General features: G+C 72.1%; 19 protein-coding genes. 10 read left to right on the top strand and 9 right to left on the bottom strand.

The genetic code is table 11. The annotated features are described in order from the left end of the window. Positions 1-58: 58 nt before the first annotated feature. On the bottom strand, positions 59-1,171 hold the full coding sequence (gene zapE, locus ACHBTE_RS03010) for a cell division protein ZapE (RefSeq protein ID WP_394721721.1): 1,113 nt from the start codon (positions 1,169-1,171) through the stop codon (positions 59-61). A gap of 37 nt (positions 1,172-1,208) precedes the next feature. Between zapE and ACHBTE_RS03005 the strand changes: the two genes are divergently transcribed. The 5 genes from ACHBTE_RS03005 to ACHBTE_RS02985 all read left to right on the top strand — a co-directional run bounded on the left by ACHBTE_RS03005 (position 1,209) and on the right by ACHBTE_RS02985 (position 5,543). After that, positions 1,209-2,036: a pyrimidine reductase family protein gene (locus tag ACHBTE_RS03005; RefSeq protein ID WP_394721720.1), complete on the top strand. Its 828-nt coding sequence runs from the start codon at positions 1,209-1,211 to the stop codon at positions 2,034-2,036. A 145-nt stretch (positions 2,037-2,181) separates the two neighbouring features. Continuing rightward, on the top strand, positions 2,182-2,655 hold the full coding sequence (locus ACHBTE_RS03000; RefSeq protein ID WP_394721719.1) for an indole-3-glycerol phosphate synthase: 474 nt from the start codon (positions 2,182-2,184) through the stop codon (positions 2,653-2,655). A gap of 208 nt (positions 2,656-2,863) precedes the next feature. Continuing rightward, positions 2,864-4,255, top strand: a complete 1,392-nt coding sequence (murC, locus tag ACHBTE_RS02995; RefSeq protein ID WP_394721718.1) for a UDP-N-acetylmuramate--L-alanine ligase — start codon at positions 2,864-2,866, stop codon at positions 4,253-4,255. Positions 4,256-4,268: 13 nt separating this feature from the next. Continuing rightward, positions 4,269-4,676, top strand: coding sequence for a peptide-methionine (R)-S-oxide reductase MsrB (gene msrB / locus ACHBTE_RS02990; protein ID WP_394721717.1), 408 nt, complete (start codon positions 4,269-4,271; stop codon positions 4,674-4,676). A 120-nt stretch (positions 4,677-4,796) separates the two neighbouring features. After that, entirely contained in the window at positions 4,797-5,543 is a 747-nt protein-coding gene (locus ACHBTE_RS02985) for a PP2C family protein-serine/threonine phosphatase (protein ID WP_394721716.1), read from the top strand. 36 nt (positions 5,544-5,579) lie between these two features. On the opposite strand, the gene ACHBTE_RS02980 is transcribed toward ACHBTE_RS02985, so the two are convergent. The 3 genes from ACHBTE_RS02980 to ACHBTE_RS02970 all read right to left on the bottom strand — a co-directional run bounded on the left by ACHBTE_RS02980 (position 5,580) and on the right by ACHBTE_RS02970 (position 8,795). Next, entirely contained in the window at positions 5,580-6,158 is a 579-nt protein-coding gene (locus tag ACHBTE_RS02980) for a TetR/AcrR family transcriptional regulator (RefSeq protein ID WP_394721715.1), read from the bottom strand. A 176-nt stretch (positions 6,159-6,334) separates the two neighbouring features. Then, positions 6,335-7,570 (bottom strand): MFS transporter, encoded by a 1,236-nt coding sequence (locus ACHBTE_RS02975; RefSeq protein ID WP_394721714.1) that lies wholly within the window; start codon positions 7,568-7,570, stop codon positions 6,335-6,337. A 187-nt stretch (positions 7,571-7,757) separates the two neighbouring features. After that, positions 7,758-8,795, bottom strand: a complete 1,038-nt coding sequence (locus ACHBTE_RS02970) for a YbhN family protein (RefSeq protein WP_394721713.1) — start codon at positions 8,793-8,795, stop codon at positions 7,758-7,760. A gap of 278 nt (positions 8,796-9,073) precedes the next feature. On the opposite strand from ACHBTE_RS02970, the gene ACHBTE_RS02965 reads away from it, so the two are divergent. Then, positions 9,074-9,655, top strand: a complete 582-nt coding sequence (locus ACHBTE_RS02965; RefSeq protein ID WP_394721712.1) for a hypothetical protein — start codon at positions 9,074-9,076, stop codon at positions 9,653-9,655. Between the two features lie 92 nt (positions 9,656-9,747). Here ACHBTE_RS02965 and ACHBTE_RS02960 read toward each other — a convergent pair whose 3' ends face one another. Both ACHBTE_RS02960 and ACHBTE_RS02955 read right to left on the bottom strand, forming a co-directional pair. Next, entirely contained in the window at positions 9,748-10,497 is a 750-nt protein-coding gene (locus ACHBTE_RS02960) for a DUF4142 domain-containing protein (protein ID WP_394721711.1), read from the bottom strand. Between the two features lie 116 nt (positions 10,498-10,613). Next, positions 10,614-11,657, bottom strand: coding sequence for an alpha/beta hydrolase family protein (locus tag ACHBTE_RS02955; RefSeq protein ID WP_394721710.1), 1,044 nt, complete (start codon positions 11,655-11,657; stop codon positions 10,614-10,616). A 206-nt stretch (positions 11,658-11,863) separates the two neighbouring features. On the opposite strand from ACHBTE_RS02955, the gene ACHBTE_RS02950 reads away from it, so the two are divergent. Beyond that, positions 11,864-12,214, top strand: a complete 351-nt coding sequence (locus tag ACHBTE_RS02950) for a hypothetical protein (protein WP_394721709.1) — start codon at positions 11,864-11,866, stop codon at positions 12,212-12,214. On the opposite strand, the gene ACHBTE_RS02945 is transcribed toward ACHBTE_RS02950, so the two are convergent. From ACHBTE_RS02945 to ACHBTE_RS02935, 3 genes are read right to left on the bottom strand one after another with little or no spacing between them, the layout of a single operon-like run. Beyond that, a complete protein-coding gene (locus ACHBTE_RS02945; protein ID WP_394721708.1) occupies positions 12,209-12,916 on the bottom strand; it encodes a DUF2470 domain-containing protein in 708 nt (235 codons plus the stop codon). The two genes, ACHBTE_RS02950 and ACHBTE_RS02945, sit on opposite strands and share 6 nt — an antisense overlap. Positions 12,917-12,930: 14 nt before the next feature. Continuing rightward, the gene (locus ACHBTE_RS02940) at positions 12,931-14,409 is read right to left on the bottom strand and encodes a sensor histidine kinase (protein ID WP_394721707.1); all 1,479 of its coding nucleotides are present in this window, start codon (positions 14,407-14,409) and stop codon (positions 12,931-12,933) included. Next, positions 14,406-15,104: a response regulator transcription factor gene (locus ACHBTE_RS02935; RefSeq protein ID WP_394721706.1), complete on the bottom strand. Its 699-nt coding sequence runs from the start codon at positions 15,102-15,104 to the stop codon at positions 14,406-14,408. The genes ACHBTE_RS02940 and ACHBTE_RS02935 overlap by 4 nt, the downstream gene beginning before the upstream one ends. Before the next feature lie 151 nt (positions 15,105-15,255). Between ACHBTE_RS02935 and ACHBTE_RS02930 the strand changes: the two genes are divergently transcribed. The 3 genes from ACHBTE_RS02930 to ACHBTE_RS02920 are packed head-to-tail and all read left to right on the top strand — an operon-like array spanning position 15,256 to position 18,054. Further along, positions 15,256-16,596, top strand: coding sequence for a ferric reductase-like transmembrane domain-containing protein (locus tag ACHBTE_RS02930; protein WP_394721705.1), 1,341 nt, complete (start codon positions 15,256-15,258; stop codon positions 16,594-16,596). 17 nt (positions 16,597-16,613) lie between these two features. Next, positions 16,614-17,312, top strand: coding sequence for an FMN-binding protein (locus ACHBTE_RS02925; RefSeq protein ID WP_394721704.1), 699 nt, complete (start codon positions 16,614-16,616; stop codon positions 17,310-17,312). Position 17,313: 1 nt separating this feature from the next. After that, complete coding sequence (locus tag ACHBTE_RS02920) at positions 17,314-18,054, top strand: FAD:protein FMN transferase (protein ID WP_394721703.1); 741 nt, start codon at positions 17,314-17,316, stop codon at positions 18,052-18,054.

Here is an 18,054-nt window from a genome sequence, read left to right as displayed (position 1 = left end):
AGCGTGGCGTGGCGTGAACTACCCCTTGACCAGGGGGAGTTGCTTCAGGTAGTGCGCGTCAGCGCGACACGAGGCCCTTGGCGTCGCGGGCCAGGGCGGTGAGACGCGAGATGGCCCGGAAGTACTTCTTGCGGTAGCCGCCCTTCAGCATCTCCTCGCTGAAGAGCTTGTCGAAGGGCAGACCCGAGGCCAGGACCGGGACTTCACGGTCGTAGAGCCGGTCGGCGAGCACCACCAGCCGCAGTGCCGTCGACTGGTCGGGAACCGGCCGCACATCGGTCAGACAGACCGCCTCGAGCCCGTCGGTCAGCGCGCCGTAGCGGCTGGGGTGGACGCGCGCGAGGTGGTCCAGCAGGTGCGGGAAGTCGTCGAGGGAGGCGCCCGCGGTGGCGTACGCCGCTTTCGTCACCTGCTCGTCGGAGTACGGCGCCGGAGCCTCGGGCAGCCCGCGGTGGCGGTAGTCCTCGCCGTCGATGCGCAGGGCGCGGAAGTGGGCCGACAGGCCCTGGATCTCCCGCAGGAAGTCGGCCGCGGCGAACCGGCCCTCGCCGAGCTTGCCGGGCAGGGTGTTGGAGGTGGCGGCGAGCGCGACGCCCGCCTCGACGAGCTTGCCGAGCAGGGAGGAGACGAGGACGGTGTCGCCGGGGTCGTCCAGCTCGAACTCGTCGATGCAGAGCAGGCGGTGACCGGAGAGGGTCTGCACCGTCTGCTGGAAACCGAGGGCGCCGACGAGGTTCGTCAGTTCCACGAAGGTGCCGAACGCCTTCAGGGACGACTCGGCCGGGGTGGCGTGCCACAGGGAGGCGAGCAGATGGGTCTTGCCGACGCCGTAGCCGCCGTCGAGGTAGACGCCGCGGGGCCCGGACGGTGCCTTGGGTGCCTTGGAGCGGCCGAAACCGAGGAAACCGCGCTTGCCCGTCCTCCCGGCGCCGCTCGCATGCGCGCCGCCGAGCCCGCCGGCGAAGTCCTCCAGGACGCGGACCGCCTCGGTCTGGCTGGGCTGGTTCGGGTCCGGGATGTAGGTGCTGAAGCGGACCGAGTCGAACCGCGGCGGCGGCACCATCTCGGCGACCAGCCGGTCCGCGGGGACGTGCGGCTCACGGGCGCACAGGGACAGCGGGCTCGCTTCGGCTATCGGGTGCACACCGGAGGCTGCGGAGGAGGACGACACGGTTCACCATGCTAATCGCCGTGCCACACTCCTTGACATGCGACGCCTGTTCCCTGTGACCGACCAGACAACGACGAGGACCTCCGGCGGTGCGGCCGGGGAGGACGGGGCGGGAGCCGCCGGCCGGGAGTGGAGTCTTGGCGAGCTGGCCGCCGCGTACGCCTATCCCGAGCCGGGGCCGGAACCCGGGGCCGGTGGGCCGCAGCCCTGGCTGCGGGCCAACATGGTGTCCACCCTGGACGGGGCCGCGCAGCACGACGGGCGTTCGCAGCCCATCTCCAACGCGGCCGACATGCGGATCTTCGGCACGCTGCGGGGGCTCGCGGACGTCGTGATCGCCGGTGCCGAAACGGTCCGCCAGGAGGGCTACCGTCCGGCCCGCGCGCGTGCGGAGTTCGCCGAGGCGCGGGAGGCCGCCGGACAGACGCCGGCGCCCGCCATCGCGGTGGTCAGCGCGAGCCTGGACCTGGACTTCGGCCTCCCGCTCTTCACCGCGCCGTCCGTGCCCACGCTGATCCTGACCGGCGCCGCGGCGGCCCCCGACCGGGTCGCGACCGCCGAGAAGGCCGGCGCCCGCGTGGTGATCGCCGGTGACGGCGTCGGCGTGGACCCCGTACGCGCCGTCCAGGCCCTCGCCGAGCTGGGCCACACCCGGCTGCTCACCGAGGGCGGGCCCCGGCTGCTCGGTCAGCTGGTGGCCGCGGGGGTGCTCGACGAGCTCTGTCTGACGACCTCCCCGATGCTCACCGCCGGTGACGCCCAGCGCATCGCCGGCGGGCCCACCGTCGCGGTCCCGAAGCGGTTCGAGCTGGTGTCGCTGCTGGAGGAGGAAGGTTTTCTGTTCGGCCGGTACCGGCGCACGTGAGATCGGCTCGGAAATGGGTTCTATAAGTGCAGTGGGCCTGGAAACGACGGAATCTACCGTTCCGCTTCGCTTCCGCCGGGCACACTAAAACTCGCAGTCCCCGTGCGAGCACGGGGCAGGATGGTTTCCGCAGAAGGGGCGCCCGGTGTTCACAAGCGTTTTGATGATCGAGAAGGCCCTGACGTCCGCAGACGTGGAGTTCGTCACCACATTGCACGGAGACGAAGAGGTCTCCTTCCATGTGCTGCTCCAGCCGCGCGGCGAGCAGGCCGACAGACTGCTGCGCGCCATCGACGACATCGCGCTCGGCGAGCTGGACGAGGCGGTCCGGGAGGGGGAGACCCCGGAGGGCGAGGAGGCGATGAGCACCGGGGAGCGGGCGCTGGAGGTGTCGCTGACGGCACTGCGCACGGCCGGGGCTCAGGCGGCGGGGCGGCTGCTGGAGGACCATCCGCTCGACGCGCTCAAGGCCGTGGTCGACGAGATCGGTGCGGACGAGGTGATCGTGCTGACCGATCCCCACTACGTGGAGGAGTTCTTCCACCGGGACTGGGCTTCGAGGGCTCGGCACAAGGTGGGTGTGCCGGTACTGAAGCTGTTCTCGCACAGCAAGGCGTAGGGGTTGCTCGGCGCAGGGCCGCCGTCATCGCAGGAGCGCCGCAGCAGGGGTGCCGGGTTCTCCCCGCCGCGGGGGCGTGCGTGGCCTGTCGCGCTGTTCCCCGCGCCCCGTGAGGGGCACGGTTCGCGGCCTCCGGTGCGCGAGGTCCGCGGCCCCACCCCATAGGCTGGGGCCTCACCGTCGTATCGCAATCCTTGGGAGAACACGCATGGCACCCGGCATTCCCACCGCCATGGACCGACCGCACTTCATCGGCATCGGTGGGGCCGGGATGTCGGGGATCGCGAAGATTCTGGCGCAGCGCGGGGCCGACGTGGCCGGCAGCGACGTCAAGGAGTCCGCGACCGCCGACGCCCTGCGGGCGCTCGGCGCGACCGTGCACATCGGGCACACCGCCGAGCACCTCGCCGACGACGCCAGCTGTGTCGTGGTGTCGTCGGCGATCCGCCAGGACAACCCCGAGCTCGCCCGCGCCGCCGAGCTGGGCATCCCGGTGGTGCACCGCTCCGACGCCCTCGCCGCGCTGATGCAGGGGCTGCGCCCGATCGCCGTCGCCGGTACGCACGGCAAGACCACCACGACGTCCATGCTGGCCGTCTCCCTGTCCGAGCTGGGCCTGAAGCCGTCGTACGCCATCGGCGGCGACCTGGACGCCCCCGGCTCGAACGCCCTGCACGGCGACGGCGACATCTTCGTCGCCGAGGCGGACGAATCGGACCGCAGCTTCCACAAGTACGCGCCCGACGTCGCCATCGTCCTGAACGTCGAGCTCGACCACCACGCCAACTACGCCTCGATGGACGAGATCTACGAGTCCTTCGTGACGTTCGCCGACCGCATCACCGAGGGCGGCACCCTGGTCATCTCGGCCGACCAGGACGGCGCTCGGGAGCTGACCCGGCTGGTCGCGGACCGCAAGGTGCGGGTCGTGACCTACGGCGCCGCGGCGGACGCCGACGTACGCGTCCTGTCCGTCGTACCGCAGGGACTCAAGAGCGAGGTCACCGTCCTCCTGGACGGTGCGGAACTCACCTTCACCGTCTCGGTCCCCGGCCGCCACTACGCCCTCAACGCGGTCGCCGCCCTCGCGGCGGGCGCCGCGCTCGGCGTCCCGGCCGCCGAACTGGCCCCGGCGCTCGCCGCGTACACCGGTGTGAAACGGCGACTCCAGCTGAAGGGCGAGGTCGCGGGCGTCCAGGTCATCGACTCCTACGCCCACCACCCGACCGAGATGACGGCCGACCTGGAGGCCATGCGCGCCGCCGCCGGGGACGCCCGGATCCTGGTCGTCTACCAGCCCCACCTGTTCTCCCGCACCCAGGAGCTCGGCAAGGAGATGGGCGAGGCCCTGGCCCTGGCGGACGCCTCGCTGGTCCTGGACATCTACCCGGCCCGCGAGGACCCGATCCCCGGCGTGACCAGCGAGCTGATCATCGACGCCGCCCGGGCCGCCGGTGCCGCGGTGACGGCCGTCGCCGACAAGAGCGAAGCCCCCGCGCTGGCCGCGGGAATGGCGAAGCCCGGTGATCTCGTTCTCACCATGGGCGCGGGCGACGTCACGGACCTCGGCCCGCTCATCCTGGACCGCCTGTCGAAGTGAGGGGCAAGGACTCATGTCGTACGACGTCGAAAAGCCGGACGAGCAGTGGCGCGCGGAGCTGACCCCGGCCGAGTACGCCGTTCTGCGCCAGGCCGGCACCGAGCCCGCCTTCACCGGTGAGTACACCGACACCAAGACGGCGGGCGTCTACTCCTGCCGGGCCTGCGGCGCCGAACTGTTCACCTCCGCCACGAAGTTCGCGTCGCACTGCGGCTGGCCGTCCTTCTACGACCCGAAGGACACCGACGCGGTCGAGCTGATCGAGGACCGCTCGCACGGGATGGTGCGCACCGAGGTGCGATGCGCCCGGTGCGGGTCGCACCTCGGGCATGTCTTCGAGGGCGAGGGATATCCGACCCCGACCGATCAGCGGTACTGCATCAACAGCATCTCGCTGCGCCTGACACCGGACGAGGGCTGACACCGGACAGGGGCAGGCGGGAAGGGCTGCCGCGCTGGCACGCCGGATGCCGCTGTTCCTAGACTCGTAGGAAAGATCCGGCCCGGCCAGGCGCCCGGTGCGGGAAGGCGGTGTCGCTGCATGCCGTACGTCGCTGTGAGTGCGATCAGCCATCCCGGGCTGCTGCGCGAACGGAACGAGGACAGTCTCGCCGTCGGGCCGTGGACGCTGTGCGCGACCGTCACCGAGAATCCGCAGACCCTGATCTTCCCGCTCGGCACGCCTCTCGTCGTGGCCGTCGCCGACGGGCTCGGCGGGCATCCCGGCGGCGATGTGGCCAGTGCGCTCGTCGCCCGCCGGATCGCCTCCCTCGGCCCGGCCCTGAGCAGTGAGGTCGCCGTCCGCGACGCCCTGAACGTCTGCAACCGCGCCGTCTTCCAGGCGGCGGGCGGCGACCGGGGAGGCGAGCTGGCCGGCATGGGGACGACGGTCGCGGGTGTCGTCGTGCAGCCCGACTCGCTGCTGGTGTTCAACGTGGGCGACAGCCAGGTCTTCGTGGCCTCCGACGAGGGGCTGCGCCAGGTCAGCGTCGACGACAGCCCGCCGCACCCCGCCGGGCAGACGACCTCTCTCGTCACCCAGTGCCTGGGCGGCTCGCTCACCCATCGGGCCGTCACGCCCCATGTGCGGGCCGAGGTCATGGCGCCCGGCGAGCGGTATCTCATCTGCTCGGACGGACTGACGGATCCGGTGACGACGGACGTGCTGGAGGAGATCCTCCAGGAGCACGACGACGGCCGGGCGGCCTTCGAGCTGTGGAAAGCGGCCATCGAGGCGGGCGGGCCCGACAACATCACCGTGGCGGTCGTGCGGGTCGCGCAGGAGTAGCGGGCGCCTGATGGCGGTGGCTCTCGCCGGTGTCGTTCAGGAGCCTGCGAAGGGTGCTCGGGAGGTCTTGACGGCCGACTCGCGGGCCATCGTGAGCACCAGTCGTGCCGTGGCGTCCAGCAGCGTCCTGTCGACGGGCTCACCGAACACGAGCACCCGGTGGTACAGCGGCCCGAGCAGCAGGTCCACGAGCCGGTCGAGAGCCCGGTCGTCGACGGTGCGGCCGGGCTCGCCCGCGAGAAGGTCGCGCAGACCGGCCCGGTCGCGCTCGCGCTGCTCCCGCAGGAAGCCCTCCCGCAGCGCGGTCGCCGTGTCGCTCTCCAACTGAGCGTGGCCGAGCAGGGCCTGAAGCACCCGGCCGGCCGGCTCCTCGAAGAAGTCGGCGACCCGCCGCAGGTGGGCGGCGAGATTCTCCTCGGCGCTCACGGAGTCGTCCGTGCGCCAGCGAAGGGCCTCGCGGGCGTCGTCGGCGAGGGTGTCCAGGAGGATGTCGACCTTCGACTTCCACCAGCGGTAGATCGTCTGCTTGGCGACGCCCGCGCGCTGCGCGATGCCCTCGATGGTCAGACCGGCGAAACCCCGCTCGACGAGCAGATCGTCCGCGGCGTTGAGCACCGCCAGCCGGACGCTCTCGCTGCGGCGTGGGCCGGTTCGGCTGATGACCGCGGCCCGGTCACCGGCGGGTCGTGGATTTCGCGTGGCGCTGATGGTCCCGTCAACCTTTCGAGTCGTGCGACAGCAGCGATTCTGGCACAGGGCATCCGCCGCGAACCGGGCCGCGGAGACCGGCGTCAGGCTGCTTTCCCGCGCGTGCGCACCAGGCTGAGCAGGACACCGAGGCACAGCGCTGCGACCAGCGCGCTGAAGATCTCACCGGCGGGACGCAGACCCGTCTCGCGGATGAGGACGCCCACACCGATCGCGGGCACCGCGAGCATCGAGTACAGGACGGCGAAGAAGGTCGACACCGACGCGCCCCGGTGCAGGGGGGCGCTGCGCGTGGTGATGGTGCCGACGCCGTGGCCCACGGCGAGCGCTGTGGCCAGCCCGTCGAGGGCGGCGCCGACCAGCAGCGGTATCAGGCCGCCGGTCGCCATGGAGGTGGCGATCAGGCCGGCGGCGACGATCAGTCCCACGCAGGACGCGGGCAGGGCGGCGGCGGGCTTGAGGACCCGGACCAGGAGCTGACCGAAGGCCGTGCAGGCGAACGCGGTGAAGACGACGAATCCGGTCAGCGCATGGCTGGTCTCGTGCCGGACGGTGCCAAGGAACAGGCCGGTCACGGCGGTCAGCACGCCGAGCACCGCGAAGCCGGAGCCCGCGGCCATGGCCGAGCGCAGGAAGTCCGAGCGGATCTCGCCCGGCACATGCAGCGGCTGCACCCGGAGCGTGAAGCCGGACCGGTGGGCCGAGCTCTCCCCGGTCACCATGACGCCGAGCGTGCCGAGGGCGGCCAGGGCGAGCACGACGACCCAGGGCGTGCGCAGCGGGGACGGGGCGACATCGGCCAGGATGCCGGCCAGCAGGGTGCCGCCGGCCAGGCCGCCCATGTTCGCGAACAGTGCGACGGTGGCGGGTTTCGCGCGGGAGTCGGGCCCGAGGCGTTCGGCGAGGGCCGCGGTGGCGGCGCCCGTCACCAGGGCCGCCGAGAACCCCGAGACGACCCGGGCGACGAGCATGGCCGCGACGCTCTGGGCGAGCAGGAAGACGGCGGCTGCTCCGACCGACAGCAATGTGGCCGCGATCAGGACCGGACGGCGTCCCACCTGGTCCGAGAGCCGTCCGAAGACCAGCAGGCCCACGACGACACCGAGCGCGTAGACGGCGAAGACCACGGTCACGGTGAACGGCGTGAAGCCGAACTCCTCGCCGTAGAGCGGGTAGAGGGGCGTCGGAACCGTGGTGCCGGCCATGGTGATCCAGAAGGCGAAGGCCACGCCGAGAACGGCAAGGCCGCCGCGTTTCACGTGTCGGGGCTCGTCGGGCGGGCTGGGTGGGTCGACGGTGCGGGCAGTCGGGTTCTCCATGACTGTGGCCTCTCACGAGCTGAACAGGGCAAGGCAAGGCAAGGCAAGGCAAGGCAGAGCAGGCCCAAGACGAGACTGGACGTTGCGTCTAATCTCGAATCTAGACTAGACCAGACGTTGCGTCTATTCAATTGGGGGGTGGGGTGTTCGGGCGCCGGGAGAATGCTCCGGGTCCGGGGGCGTTGACTCAGAGGATCTTCCGCTGGACCAGGATCGACAGCACCAGCGCGCCCGGCAGCAGCGGCACCCAGACCGTCAGGACGCGGTAGCCGATGACGGTGGCCGCGGCGATGTCGATCGGTGCGCCGAACGTCGTCATCGTGAAGACCAGCGCCGCGTCCACCGGACCGATGCCGCCCGGTGCGGGCACGGCGCCCGCCGCGGTGCCGGCCAGCAGGAACGCGAGCACCACCTGCGTCCACGACAGCGGCAGGCCCAGCGCGAAACCGACCGAGGCGATCACGCTCGCCTGGAGCAGCGGGGTGGCGGCGGCCCCGCCCCACAGCGCGAGAACGCGGCCGGGGCGGGTGTGCAGGACAAGGGCGTCGGTGAGGGCGGCGCGGACGAAGCGGGCGAGGGGGCGGCGCAGCGGGCGTACGGTCGCCGCGACGACGCCCGCCGTGGCGAGGAGGGCCGTGACAGCGGTGGCGATCAGGAGCAACGTCCCCCGGTCCGGGACGAGTTGGGCGAGGTGCAGCAGTTCGGGGAGGGCCACGAGGAATCCGAGCAGCACCAGCGTCTTCGCGACCGGCTTTACCAGTGAGTACAGGGCCAGTGACGCGGCGGCCCGGTCTGCCGGGATGCCTCGGCCTTGCAGGAAGCGCAGGGTGACGGCGTGCGCGCCGATGCCCGCCGGCAGCACGTGGTTGGCCGCGCCGGCCGCGAACTGCGAGGCCAGCAGCAGACCAGGCGGCAGCCGTTCCGGCAGGGCACCTTGGCGGACGGCGGCGGCGGCCACCCAGCCCATGCAGGTGAAGAACAGACCGGCGAGCAGCCACCAGGGGTCGGCCGTGGCGAGCCGGTTCACACCGTCCCGGAAGGTGTGCAGGTCGGCCGCCGCCCATGCCCCGATCAGCAGAAGCGGGAGCAGGGTCAGCGCAAGGCGCGTGAGGCGGGCCGGGAAGAAGCGGGAACGCGGGGCGGGGAGCGGGGCGACGGCGGGGAGGGTGGGGCGAGCACGAGCGGGGAGCGATCCGGGGCGATCGCCGAGCGGGAGCGAGGACACGGCGCGGTCGTCCTTTCGCGTCCCATCCGCGCGGACGCGGGAGGGCCTGGAGGGCGGGGCGACGGGGGACGACGGCAACGTGCCCGCCCGGCATGACACGGCGGTGTCCGCGAGCCGAAGCGGGGTCGGCGAGCGAGCGACGTGCCCGGGGCCACGCCCGGGGCGCCGGCCCTCGACCGGATTTCCGCCGGGAGCCGGGGCCCGCGGTGGAAGCTGCGAGGTGGGGGCAGGTGGGCGCACACTGGAGGGGTGCTGTCGGTGCTCAAGGGGGTGTCGGCATGGCTGCGACTCAGTGCACCAGAGTGCGGCTGTGGCGGTGGCGGCGCAGCCCGCTGAGGCGGCGCAGTGACGTCATCGAAGGCTGGGTCGTGCTGTGCGGCTGGCTGCTGGCGCTGGTCGGCGCCGTGTTCGGAGGGATGCTCGCGGCGGACGCGGTCGTGGCCTCCGCCGAGCAGCAACGGGCCGAGAGCCGTCGGGTGACGGCGGTCCTGGTGAAGGACGCGGAGGACCCGGGAGCCTCCCGGGTCGCCACCGACCACATGGTGTGGGCGACCGTCCGCTGGACCGACGCCGACGGCCGCACCCGTACCGACGAGGCCCGTGTGTCGCCCAAGACGCAGGCGGGCAGCAAGGTCGACGTGTGGACCGACCGTCGCGGCGCCATCGTCAACGAGCCGCTGTCCGAGGCCGAGATACGGCTGCACTCGATCGCCGGAGGCGTCCTGGCCGCGGCCGGCGCCGCCGGTGTGGTGCTGGGCTGCACCTGGACGGTGCGGCTGGGTATGGAGCGCCGGCGCCTGGAGCAGTGGGCCGCCGAGTGGGAGCGGATGGACACGCCCTGGGGATGGAAGACGGGCTGAGGCACCCACCACGGGCTGCGGCACCCACCTCCCACCCGGGTCCGGCCGGGCGGGCCTCACGATCGACCGCGGTCCGCTGCCGCAGCTCAGCGCTACTTGACGTCGGCGCTCGGCAGGGCCGTCGGGGACGCGGTGTTCAGGTCCTCCAGGCCCTTGGGGATGGCGAGCGTGAGCACGGGTGCGCCCGGCTGGGGCGCCGGCGGCGTGAGCTGTTCCTTGGGGAGCTTCGGCGGCGAGGTCTGCTGGAAGTTGTTCGCGTCGAAGTTCACCATCCCGGTCTTCTCCAGGATCGTCATGTGGTCGAGCACGGTGTCGTTGGCCAGGTCCGCCAGCTGACGGACCAGGGTGTTCTGCGTGGTGCCGCGGATCTTCGCGATGGCCGGGAAGATCTGCCCGTGTGTCACACGCATGATGGCGACACCGGTGGCGTCGAACTCCTTGCCGGTCTTGGAGTCCACGGTCGCCACGAACTGCTGCTGCTGCGGGCTGGCCTGGTTGGGGAGCGTGATGTTCAGCTCGGACGCGAGCTTGCGGCAGGCGAGGTCGAGCCGGGCGTGTCCGACGACCAGGTGCTGGCCGGCTTCCTTCATCTCCGGGGTCGTGCCTCGTTCCATCGCCATCATGCCCAGCGGGTGTTCCCACAGACCTGCGGCGCGGACCTTGACCACGAAGTCCCGGTCGGCCTCGGTCAGGGGGCCGTACTGGGTGTTGGCGATGACGCGGTCCTGCGAGGTTGACGTGGTCTCCACGCCGAGCATGGCTGGGTAGGCGAGAGCAGAGAGGGTGACGACGAGGGCCCCTCCGACGAAGACGGTGCCTACCATGCGGCGCGAGATGGGCATCGTGCCTCCTGACGTGAATGACTCGGTCACCAGGCAGTACGTACGGAGCGAGCGAAACAATCAGCGCCGCAGGCAAAAAGTTGGGGATCCGCCGTGCGTTGTGCGTCACACGGGCGTCATCGGCGCAGGTGGCGGGCGAAGAACGCCGTAGTCACGTCCATCGACTCCGGCCATTGCGGCCCGAAGGTGTGACCCTCACCGGGATACGTCCGCAGCTCCACGTCCTTGCCCGCCGCCTCGAACGCGGCGACGGTCCGCTTCGACCAGGCCAAGGGGCAGGTGTCGTCGGCGGTGCCGTGATGGACCAGCAGGGGCTCGGTGACCCGGTCCACGTAGGTGACCGGGGAGACCTGCCGCCAGAACTCCGGGTTCTCCTCGGGTGTGCCGTGCGCGGCCTCGATCTCGTCGACGAGCGGATCATTCTCCGGCCGCTGGAAGTGGTCGATGTTCTCCTGCGGGCGCGAGCTGACCGGCGCGAAGACGACGGCGGCGTCGAACAGACCGGGAGCCACGACCAGCGTGTTGTAGACGACCCCGCCGCCCATCGACCGCCCGAGCAGGCCGATCCGCTCGTCGTCGACGTCGGGGCGGGCGGCGGAGCGCAGGGCGTGGGCGGCGGCGATGACGTCCTCGGTGTAACCGAGTCGCAGATTCACGTCGTTGTCCGGGTCGTCGTCGGAGCCGGCGTGATTGCGGTAGTCGGTGTGCAGGACGACATAGCCCCTGCGGGCCAGCAGGTCCTGCTCCCGGGGCATGCCCTGGCCGGTGACATAGACGTCCGGATCGATGTAGCCGTGGGCGAGGACCAGCGCCGGGAAGGGGCCCTCGCCCCGGGGGACGTTCATGATCCCCGAGACCTTCAGTCCGCCCGACCGATAGGTGACGGCGTACTGGGTGTAGGCGTCGGTGCGCACCCGCACGGCCCCGAGCCGCAGGTCGGAGCCCCGGTGCTCGCGCTGCATCAGGGCCGGGAGGGAGACCGGGTCGGCCGGGGTGGGAGGGGCGGCCGTCGTGGCGGGTGGTTCGCTGCCGGCGGGGGCGGCCGACCCGACCGGGGTGCCGGTACGCGCGGCGCCCTCGCCGCCGCCCCCGGTACAGCCGAGGACGGCCACCAGCCCAAGGCCGGCGACGAAGCATCCCACGCCCCGCGGTGCGCGCATGCGGCCAGTATCGCGCGACCGGGCGGGGCCCGGCGGGTCGACCCGGGTGGCCGGGGTGACGGGGCCGAAGGGGCGGCCCGGCACCTGCATCCCGCCCCACCAGCGCCGAGGTCACTCGGGCCGCCCAGCCGCCCCCGGACGGTTCTGCTCAACCTCGTGGCGGACCTGGTGGCGTACCAGTTCACGCCCCGCGCGGGGGCGACCGCATGAGGCACCGTCGTTGCGCGCTCGGCCTCGCCGTGCCGGCCGTCCCTCTCCTCGTGCTGATCTGCGACGAGGTCACCTCGGGCCTGGACGCGGTGACCCGGCGCGGCATCCTGGACGTCCTCGCGGGCCGGGTCGGTGCGGGGGACGACCTGTCCCTGGTCCTCATCACCCACGACCTGGACGCCGCGCGCCCGGCGCACCGCATCGCCGTGCTGGACGCGGGGGGACTGGTCGAACAGGGCCCGGCGCACCAGATCCTGACGGCGCCCCGGCATCCGTTCACGATCTCCCTCGTGGAGACGACCGAGCGTCCGGCGGCCGGCAGCGGCGTCGGGCCGGGGGGCCTATGACGTGGTCGGCAGGCGCCGGTGGCGCGGGCGGGACGTGGCCTCGGCGAGCAGGGCGTGGATCTGGCGCACCGCATCGCCGGGGTGGGTGGCCGCGGTACCGAACGGCAGCCGGACGTCGGCCCGTGAGCCCGGTGTCTCCACTCGCAGCACCAGGCCGTGCCTGTCGAGCCGCAGGGGCCGTACCTCGCTCGCGCCGAGCTGATGCCGGGCCGGGAGGAGCCGGGCGAGCGGGGCGACGGTGTGGCTGTGCGCCGCGTCCAGCCGGGCCAGCATCTCCGCCTCGTGGGTGGCCAGCGGGTCGGGGGCGGCCAGGGTGAGTTCGTCGAGGCCGATGGTGATGGCGGTGTCGCCTTCGGTGAGCACGGCCCGCGCCGGGTGGAACACCAGCGCCTTGGGGCCGAGGGCGGTGAGCCGGCCACCCAGCGTCAGCCGGGCGCGCACCCGCTCCCGTACCGAGACGGGGGCGATGTCGGTGCACTCCACCAGGGCGGTCAGGTCGCCGTGCGGCGCCATGGCCAGTTCGGCGGCGAGGTGGGCGTCGGGCGGGTTCTGGATCAGCAGCCGGGCGGCGGCGTCGACGGTGTGCAGGCCGATCAGCTCGACGCGGTGGCCGTGTGTGGTGAGGGTCAGGGAGCCGGCCGCCGAGAGCACCGAGCGGGCACGCTCGGCGGGCGTCGGCTCAGGGCACGGGGCAGCAGACATGGCGACCTTTCTACTTAGGTAAGCCTAACCTTATCCTCTCCGGGTTCGTTGTCCACCACCGCCGCCGCCGGGATCGACACCGTGAACACCGTCGCCCCGGGCTCACCGGCCACCTCGATCAGGCCGCCGTGCGCCTGGATCAGCGACTGGGCGACCGCGAGGCCGAGGCCGCTGCCGCCCCGGTCGCGGCTGCGCGCCTTGTCGACCCGGTAGAAGCGGTCGAAGACCCGTTCCCGGTCGGCGGGCGGGATACCGGGACCGGCGTCGGCGACCCGGACCCGCGCCACCCCGTTCGCCGTCGACACCGCCAGGGACACCGGTGTCCCGGCCGGTGTGTGCATCGCCGCGTTGGTCAGCAGGTTGTCCAGCACCTGGCGGACGCGCTGCGGATCCAGGCGCAACGTCAGGGAGGCGGGGCCGGGAACCACCGTCAACGGGTGGCCGACATGGGTGACCCGGAAGGCGTGCGCGGCCTGCTCGGCCAGCTCCACCAGGTCCGCCTCCTGAAGGCGCAGCGGTGTCTCGACCTCCGCCGCGTCCAGGCGGGCGAGCAGCAGCAGATCGTCGAGGAGGAAGCCCATCCGGGCGGCCTCGGCGCGCAACCGTGCCAGATGCCGGTCGCGTTCCTCGGGAGCGTTGGCCGCCGCGTACTGGAACAGATCCGCGTAACCGCGCACCGACATCAAAGGCGTCCGCAACTCGTGCGAGGCGTCCGCCACGAACCGGCGCAGCCGCTGCTCGGCCTCCGCGCGCACCACGAGGGAGTCGTCGATGTGCTCCAGCATGGTGTTGAACGCGGTCCGCAGCTCCTCCACCTCCGGCCCGCCGCCGCGCGCGTCGTGCCGCACCGGCAGCCGCCCCGAGTCCGTCAGATCGTGCGAGGTGATGTCCCGGGCCGTGTGCGCCATGTCGCTGAGCGGCTTCAGTCCGCGCCGCAGCATCCCCCGCCCGCACACCACGAGGGCCAGCAGCGCGAGCCCGAAGGTCACGGCCTGGATCGTGATCAGCTGACCGACGGTGTCCTCGATGTCCGCCATGGGCGCCGCGCTCACCAGCACCACACCGGGCTCCACCTCGCAGGCACGCAGCCGGTACTCGCCCTTGCCCTTGAGGTGCTCGGTGCGCAGGACCTCCTGGTGCGCGGCGGCCTGGGCGCGGGCCAGGGCGGTGAAGTCACCGACGTCGGCGGGCAGATCGCCGGGGTCCTCCGGGCTGCGCAGCACCGCCTCGCCGCCCGACACGTCGTAGACGGCGTAATACCAGCTGTAGTACTTCTTGCCGGTGAGCGTGCCGTAGTCCGCGATGGACTTGGACTGGGCGAGCTGGCCCTGCGCGAGCTGGGTGTCGAGCTGGGCCGACAGATAGTCGCGCATGTACGTCGTCAGGGCCGTCCCGACGACCGCGAACACCGTCAGTGACAGCACGCCGAGACCCAGCGCCAGCCGGGTCCCGAGCCGCATACCGCGATACGCCCGCCGCAGCCGCCCGATCACTCGGCCGCCTGCCGGATCACATACCCGAAGCCGCGCACGGTGTGGATCAGCGGCGCCCGGCCGTCGTCGGGCTCGTCGAGTTTGCGGCGCAGCCGGCTGACGACCAGCTCGACCACGTTCGAGCGACCGCCGAAGCCGTACTCCCACACATGGTCGAGGATCTGCGCCTTGGTCAGCACGGTCGGCGACCTGCGCATCAGATAGCGCAGCACCTCGTACTCGGTCGGCGTCAGGGTGAGCAGCCGCTCGCCGCGCCGGACCTCGCGGGTGTCCTCGTCCATCATCAGGTCCGCCACCCGCAGCACCGAGCGCTGGAAACCGGGGCCCGCCGCGCGGCGCAGCACGGTCCGCAGCCGCGCCATCAGCTCCTCCACCGCGAACGGCTTGACCAGATAGTCGTCGCCGCCCCGGGTCAGCCCGGCCACCCGGTCGGCGACCCCGTCGCGAGCGGTCAGGAACACCACCGGCACCATCGTCCCGGCACGGCGCAGCCGGTCCAGGACCCCGAAGCCGTCCACGTCGGGCAGCATCAGGTCCAGCACCACGATGTCCGGACGGAACTCGGCGGCCAGCCGCAGCGCCTCCTCGCCGGAGTTCGCGGTGACCGCCTCCCAGCCCTCGTAGCGGGCGACCGTCGCGACGAGGTCGGCGATGGGCGGGTCGTCGTCCACGACCAGAAGGCGTACTTTCTCCACCCGTTCATGGTGCGGCACCCGCCGCCCTTCCTCGGTGGCGGGGAGGGGACCGCGACCACATCGATAACCAGTTGAAAGAAGTACGACAGCTTTTCGACAGCCCGCTGCGGACAAGCTCGGTAATCCAGCCGAGATCAAGGAGCTGTCGCCCGTGACGACGACCGTCCCATCGCCCCCCGCGCCCCCCACGGCGATACGCCCCAGGGTGGTCGCCCGCACGGGCCTGTACGCCGTGCTGGCCGCGAACGTGGCCGTGGTCCTCTACCTCTTCACCACGGCCGGCTTCGCCTCCAACACGCTCATCGTGCTCGGCCGACTCACCGGCCTGTTCGGCGCGCTGCTCATGGCGTTCCAGCTGCTGCTGGTGGCCCGGCTGCCCTGGCTGGACCACCGGATCGGCATGGACCGGCTGACCTCCTGGCACCGCTGGACCGGCTTCGGCGTCCTGTGGGCCCTGCTCGCGCACGCCGTGTTCATCACCTTCGGCTACGCCGAGTCCTCCTCCCTGGACCCGGTGAACCAGCTGATCGACCTCGCCGAGACGGTCGAGGGCGTGCTGCGCGCCGTCGTCGCGCTGGGGATCATCATGGTGATCGGCGTCGTCTCCGCCCGGTTCGCACGGCGCAGGCTGGCCTACGAGACCTGGCACTTCATCCACCTCTACACCTACGTCGCGGTGGTCCTGGCCTTCACCCACCAGGTCGCGGTCGGCACGTCCTTCACCTCGTCCTCCGCCGCCACGGCGTACTGGTACGGGGTGTGGGGTGCCGCCCTCGGCGCGGTGTTCGCCGGCCGTGTCGTCCTCCCGCTCCGACGCAACCGCCGCCACCGGCTGCGCGTCTCGGCGGTCGTCCCCGAGTCCGACGACGTGGTCTCGGTCTACGTCACGGGCCGCGATCTGGACAAGCTCCCGGCGCGGGCCGGTCAGTTCTTCCTGTGGCGGTTCCTGACCAAGGACCGCTGGTGGCAGGCCAACCCCTTCTCCCTGTCGGCGGCGCCCGACGGTGACCGGCTGCGGCTCACCGTCAAGGCGGCCGGTGCCGGTTCGGCGGGAATCAGGCATGTGCAGGCCGGCACGCGGGTCTTCGCCGAGGGCCCCTACGGCGCCTTCACCGCGCTGCACCGGACCCGTCCGGAGGCCGTGCTCATCGCCGGGGGCGTCGGTGTCACACCGATCCGGGCGTTGCTGGAGGAGCTGCACGGCCATGCCGTCGTGATCTACCGGGTGGGCTCGGACCGGGACGCGGTCCTGTACGGCGAGCTGACGGAGCTCGCCCACGCCAAGGGTGCCGAGCTGCACCTGGTGACCGGACCGGCGGTCCCGGACCGGCTGGCGCCGGCCGATCTGGCGCGGCTGGTGCCGGACATCGCCGACCGGGACGTGTTCCTGTGCGGACCGCCGTCCATGATGAACGCCGTGATCGGCAGCCTGCGCGAGCTGGGCGTGCCCAAGCGGCAGATCCACTTCGAGCGCTTCGGCCTGGCCGGCTGAGAGGGACGGAAGACACCGTGAAGCGAGCAATACCTGTCCTGGTCCTGAGCGTCGTGGGCCTGATCCCCGTCTGGCGCTACGAGCCGTCCCTCGGCACCCCCACCCCTGAGGCCGCGGCCCCCGCCGCGCCCCCCTCACCGTCCTCCTCCGCCCCCTCGGGCAGCACGGCCGTCAGGGGCTCGGTCGTGCGGACGGACAAGGGTCCGGTGCAGGTCGAGGTGACGTTCGAGGGTGATGCGATCGCGTCGGTGCGGATGCTTCAGCAGCCGGATCATCCGCAGACGACGGCGGCGGTGCCGAAGTTGATCGCGTGGACGTTGCAGGCGCAGAGCGCGCGGATCGATGCGGTGTCGGGGGCGACGGTGACCAGCGAGGGGTACCGGGAGTCCCTTCAGGCCGCGATCGACGCCCATGCCGAGACTCTCGCCTCGGCGTCCGCCTCACCCTCCACCGCCTCCCGGACGGTCGACGGCTCGGTCGTGCGGACGGACAAGGGTCCGGTGCAGGTCGAGGTGACGTTCGAGGGTGATGCGATCGCGTCGGTGCGGATGCTTCAGCAGCCGGATCATCCGCAGACGACGGCGGCGGTGCCGAAGTTGATCGCGTGGACGTTGCAGGCGCAGAGCGCGCGGATCGATGCGGTGTCGGGGGCGACGGTGACCAGCGAGGGGTACCGGGAGTCCCTTCAGGCCGCGATCGACGCGAAGGGGGCCTGAAGTGCGTCGTGTCGAGCATGTGATGGGATTTCCGGTGTCGTTGCGGGTGGACGACGAGCACATCGGGGAACGGACGGCAGACGCGGTGTTCGCGTGGCTGCGTGAAGTCGACGCCCGGTTCAGCCCGTTCCGGCCGGACAGCGAGGTGTGCCGGCTCGACCGGGGCGAGCTGTCGGCCGGTGCCGTCAGCGCGGACCTGCGCGAAGTCCTCGACCTGTGCGAGGAATACCGGATCGCCACGGGCGGCGCCTTCGACGTACGGCTGCCCGGGCGCGGGCTGGATCCGTGTGCCGTGGTGAAGGGCTGGTCCGTGCAGCGGGCCGCCGAGCTGCTGAGGGCCGCGGGCGCGCGGCGCTTCGTCCTCAACGCCGGGGGCGACGTGGTCGTCGGCGGTGGGCCCTGGCGGGTGGGGGTACGCCACCCCGAGCAGGCCGACAAGGTGTGCACGGTGGCCGAACTCACCGACGGGGCGATCGCCACGTCCGCGTGCTACGAGCGCGGCGACCACATCATCGACGGCCGCTCCGGACGTCCGGCGACCGGTCTGGTCTCCCTGACCGTCGTCGCCCCCTGTCTGACCGTCGCGGACACGACGGCCACCGCCGCCTTCGCCATGGGCGCGGACGGCATCGCGTGGGCCGCCGCGCGGGAGGGCTGCGAGGTGTTCGCGGTGGACGCCGGGGGAGGGGCGCTGCGCACGGAGGGCTTTCCGGTGGCCCGGGCCGAGGCGCGGGTTGCCTGA

Origin of the sequence: Streptomyces sp. M41, assembly GCF_043673425.1 — a bacterium.
Taxonomy (GTDB): domain Bacteria; phylum Actinomycetota; class Actinomycetes; order Streptomycetales; family Streptomycetaceae; genus Streptomyces.
Note: the sequence above shows the minus strand (reverse complement) of the source record. Positions and strands in the feature narration are given on the sequence as shown.

Coding starts and splice junctions, on each gene's coding strand:
- ACHBTE_RS03005 (WP_394721720.1), top strand. CDS start 1,209: ATGCGACGCCTGTTCCCTGTGACCGACCAGACAACGACGAGGACCTCC.
- murC (WP_394721718.1), top strand. CDS start 2,864: ATGGCACCCGGCATTCCCACCGCCATGGACCGACCGCACTTCATCGGC.
- msrB (WP_394721717.1), top strand. CDS start 4,269: ATGTCGTACGACGTCGAAAAGCCGGACGAGCAGTGGCGCGCGGAGCTG.
- ACHBTE_RS02985 (WP_394721716.1), top strand. CDS start 4,797: ATGCCGTACGTCGCTGTGAGTGCGATCAGCCATCCCGGGCTGCTGCGC.
- ACHBTE_RS02975 (WP_394721714.1), bottom strand. CDS start 7,570: ATGGAGAACCCGACTGCCCGCACCGTCGACCCACCCAGCCCGCCCGAC.
- ACHBTE_RS02965 (WP_394721712.1), top strand. CDS start 9,074: ATGGCTGCGACTCAGTGCACCAGAGTGCGGCTGTGGCGGTGGCGGCGC.
- ACHBTE_RS02960 (WP_394721711.1), bottom strand. CDS start 10,497: ATGCCCATCTCGCGCCGCATGGTAGGCACCGTCTTCGTCGGAGGGGCC.
- ACHBTE_RS02955 (WP_394721710.1), bottom strand. CDS start 11,657: ATGCGCGCACCGCGGGGCGTGGGATGCTTCGTCGCCGGCCTTGGGCTG.
- ACHBTE_RS02950 (WP_394721709.1), top strand. CDS start 11,864: ATGAGGCACCGTCGTTGCGCGCTCGGCCTCGCCGTGCCGGCCGTCCCT.
- ACHBTE_RS02945 (WP_394721708.1), bottom strand. CDS start 12,916: ATGTCTGCTGCCCCGTGCCCTGAGCCGACGCCCGCCGAGCGTGCCCGC.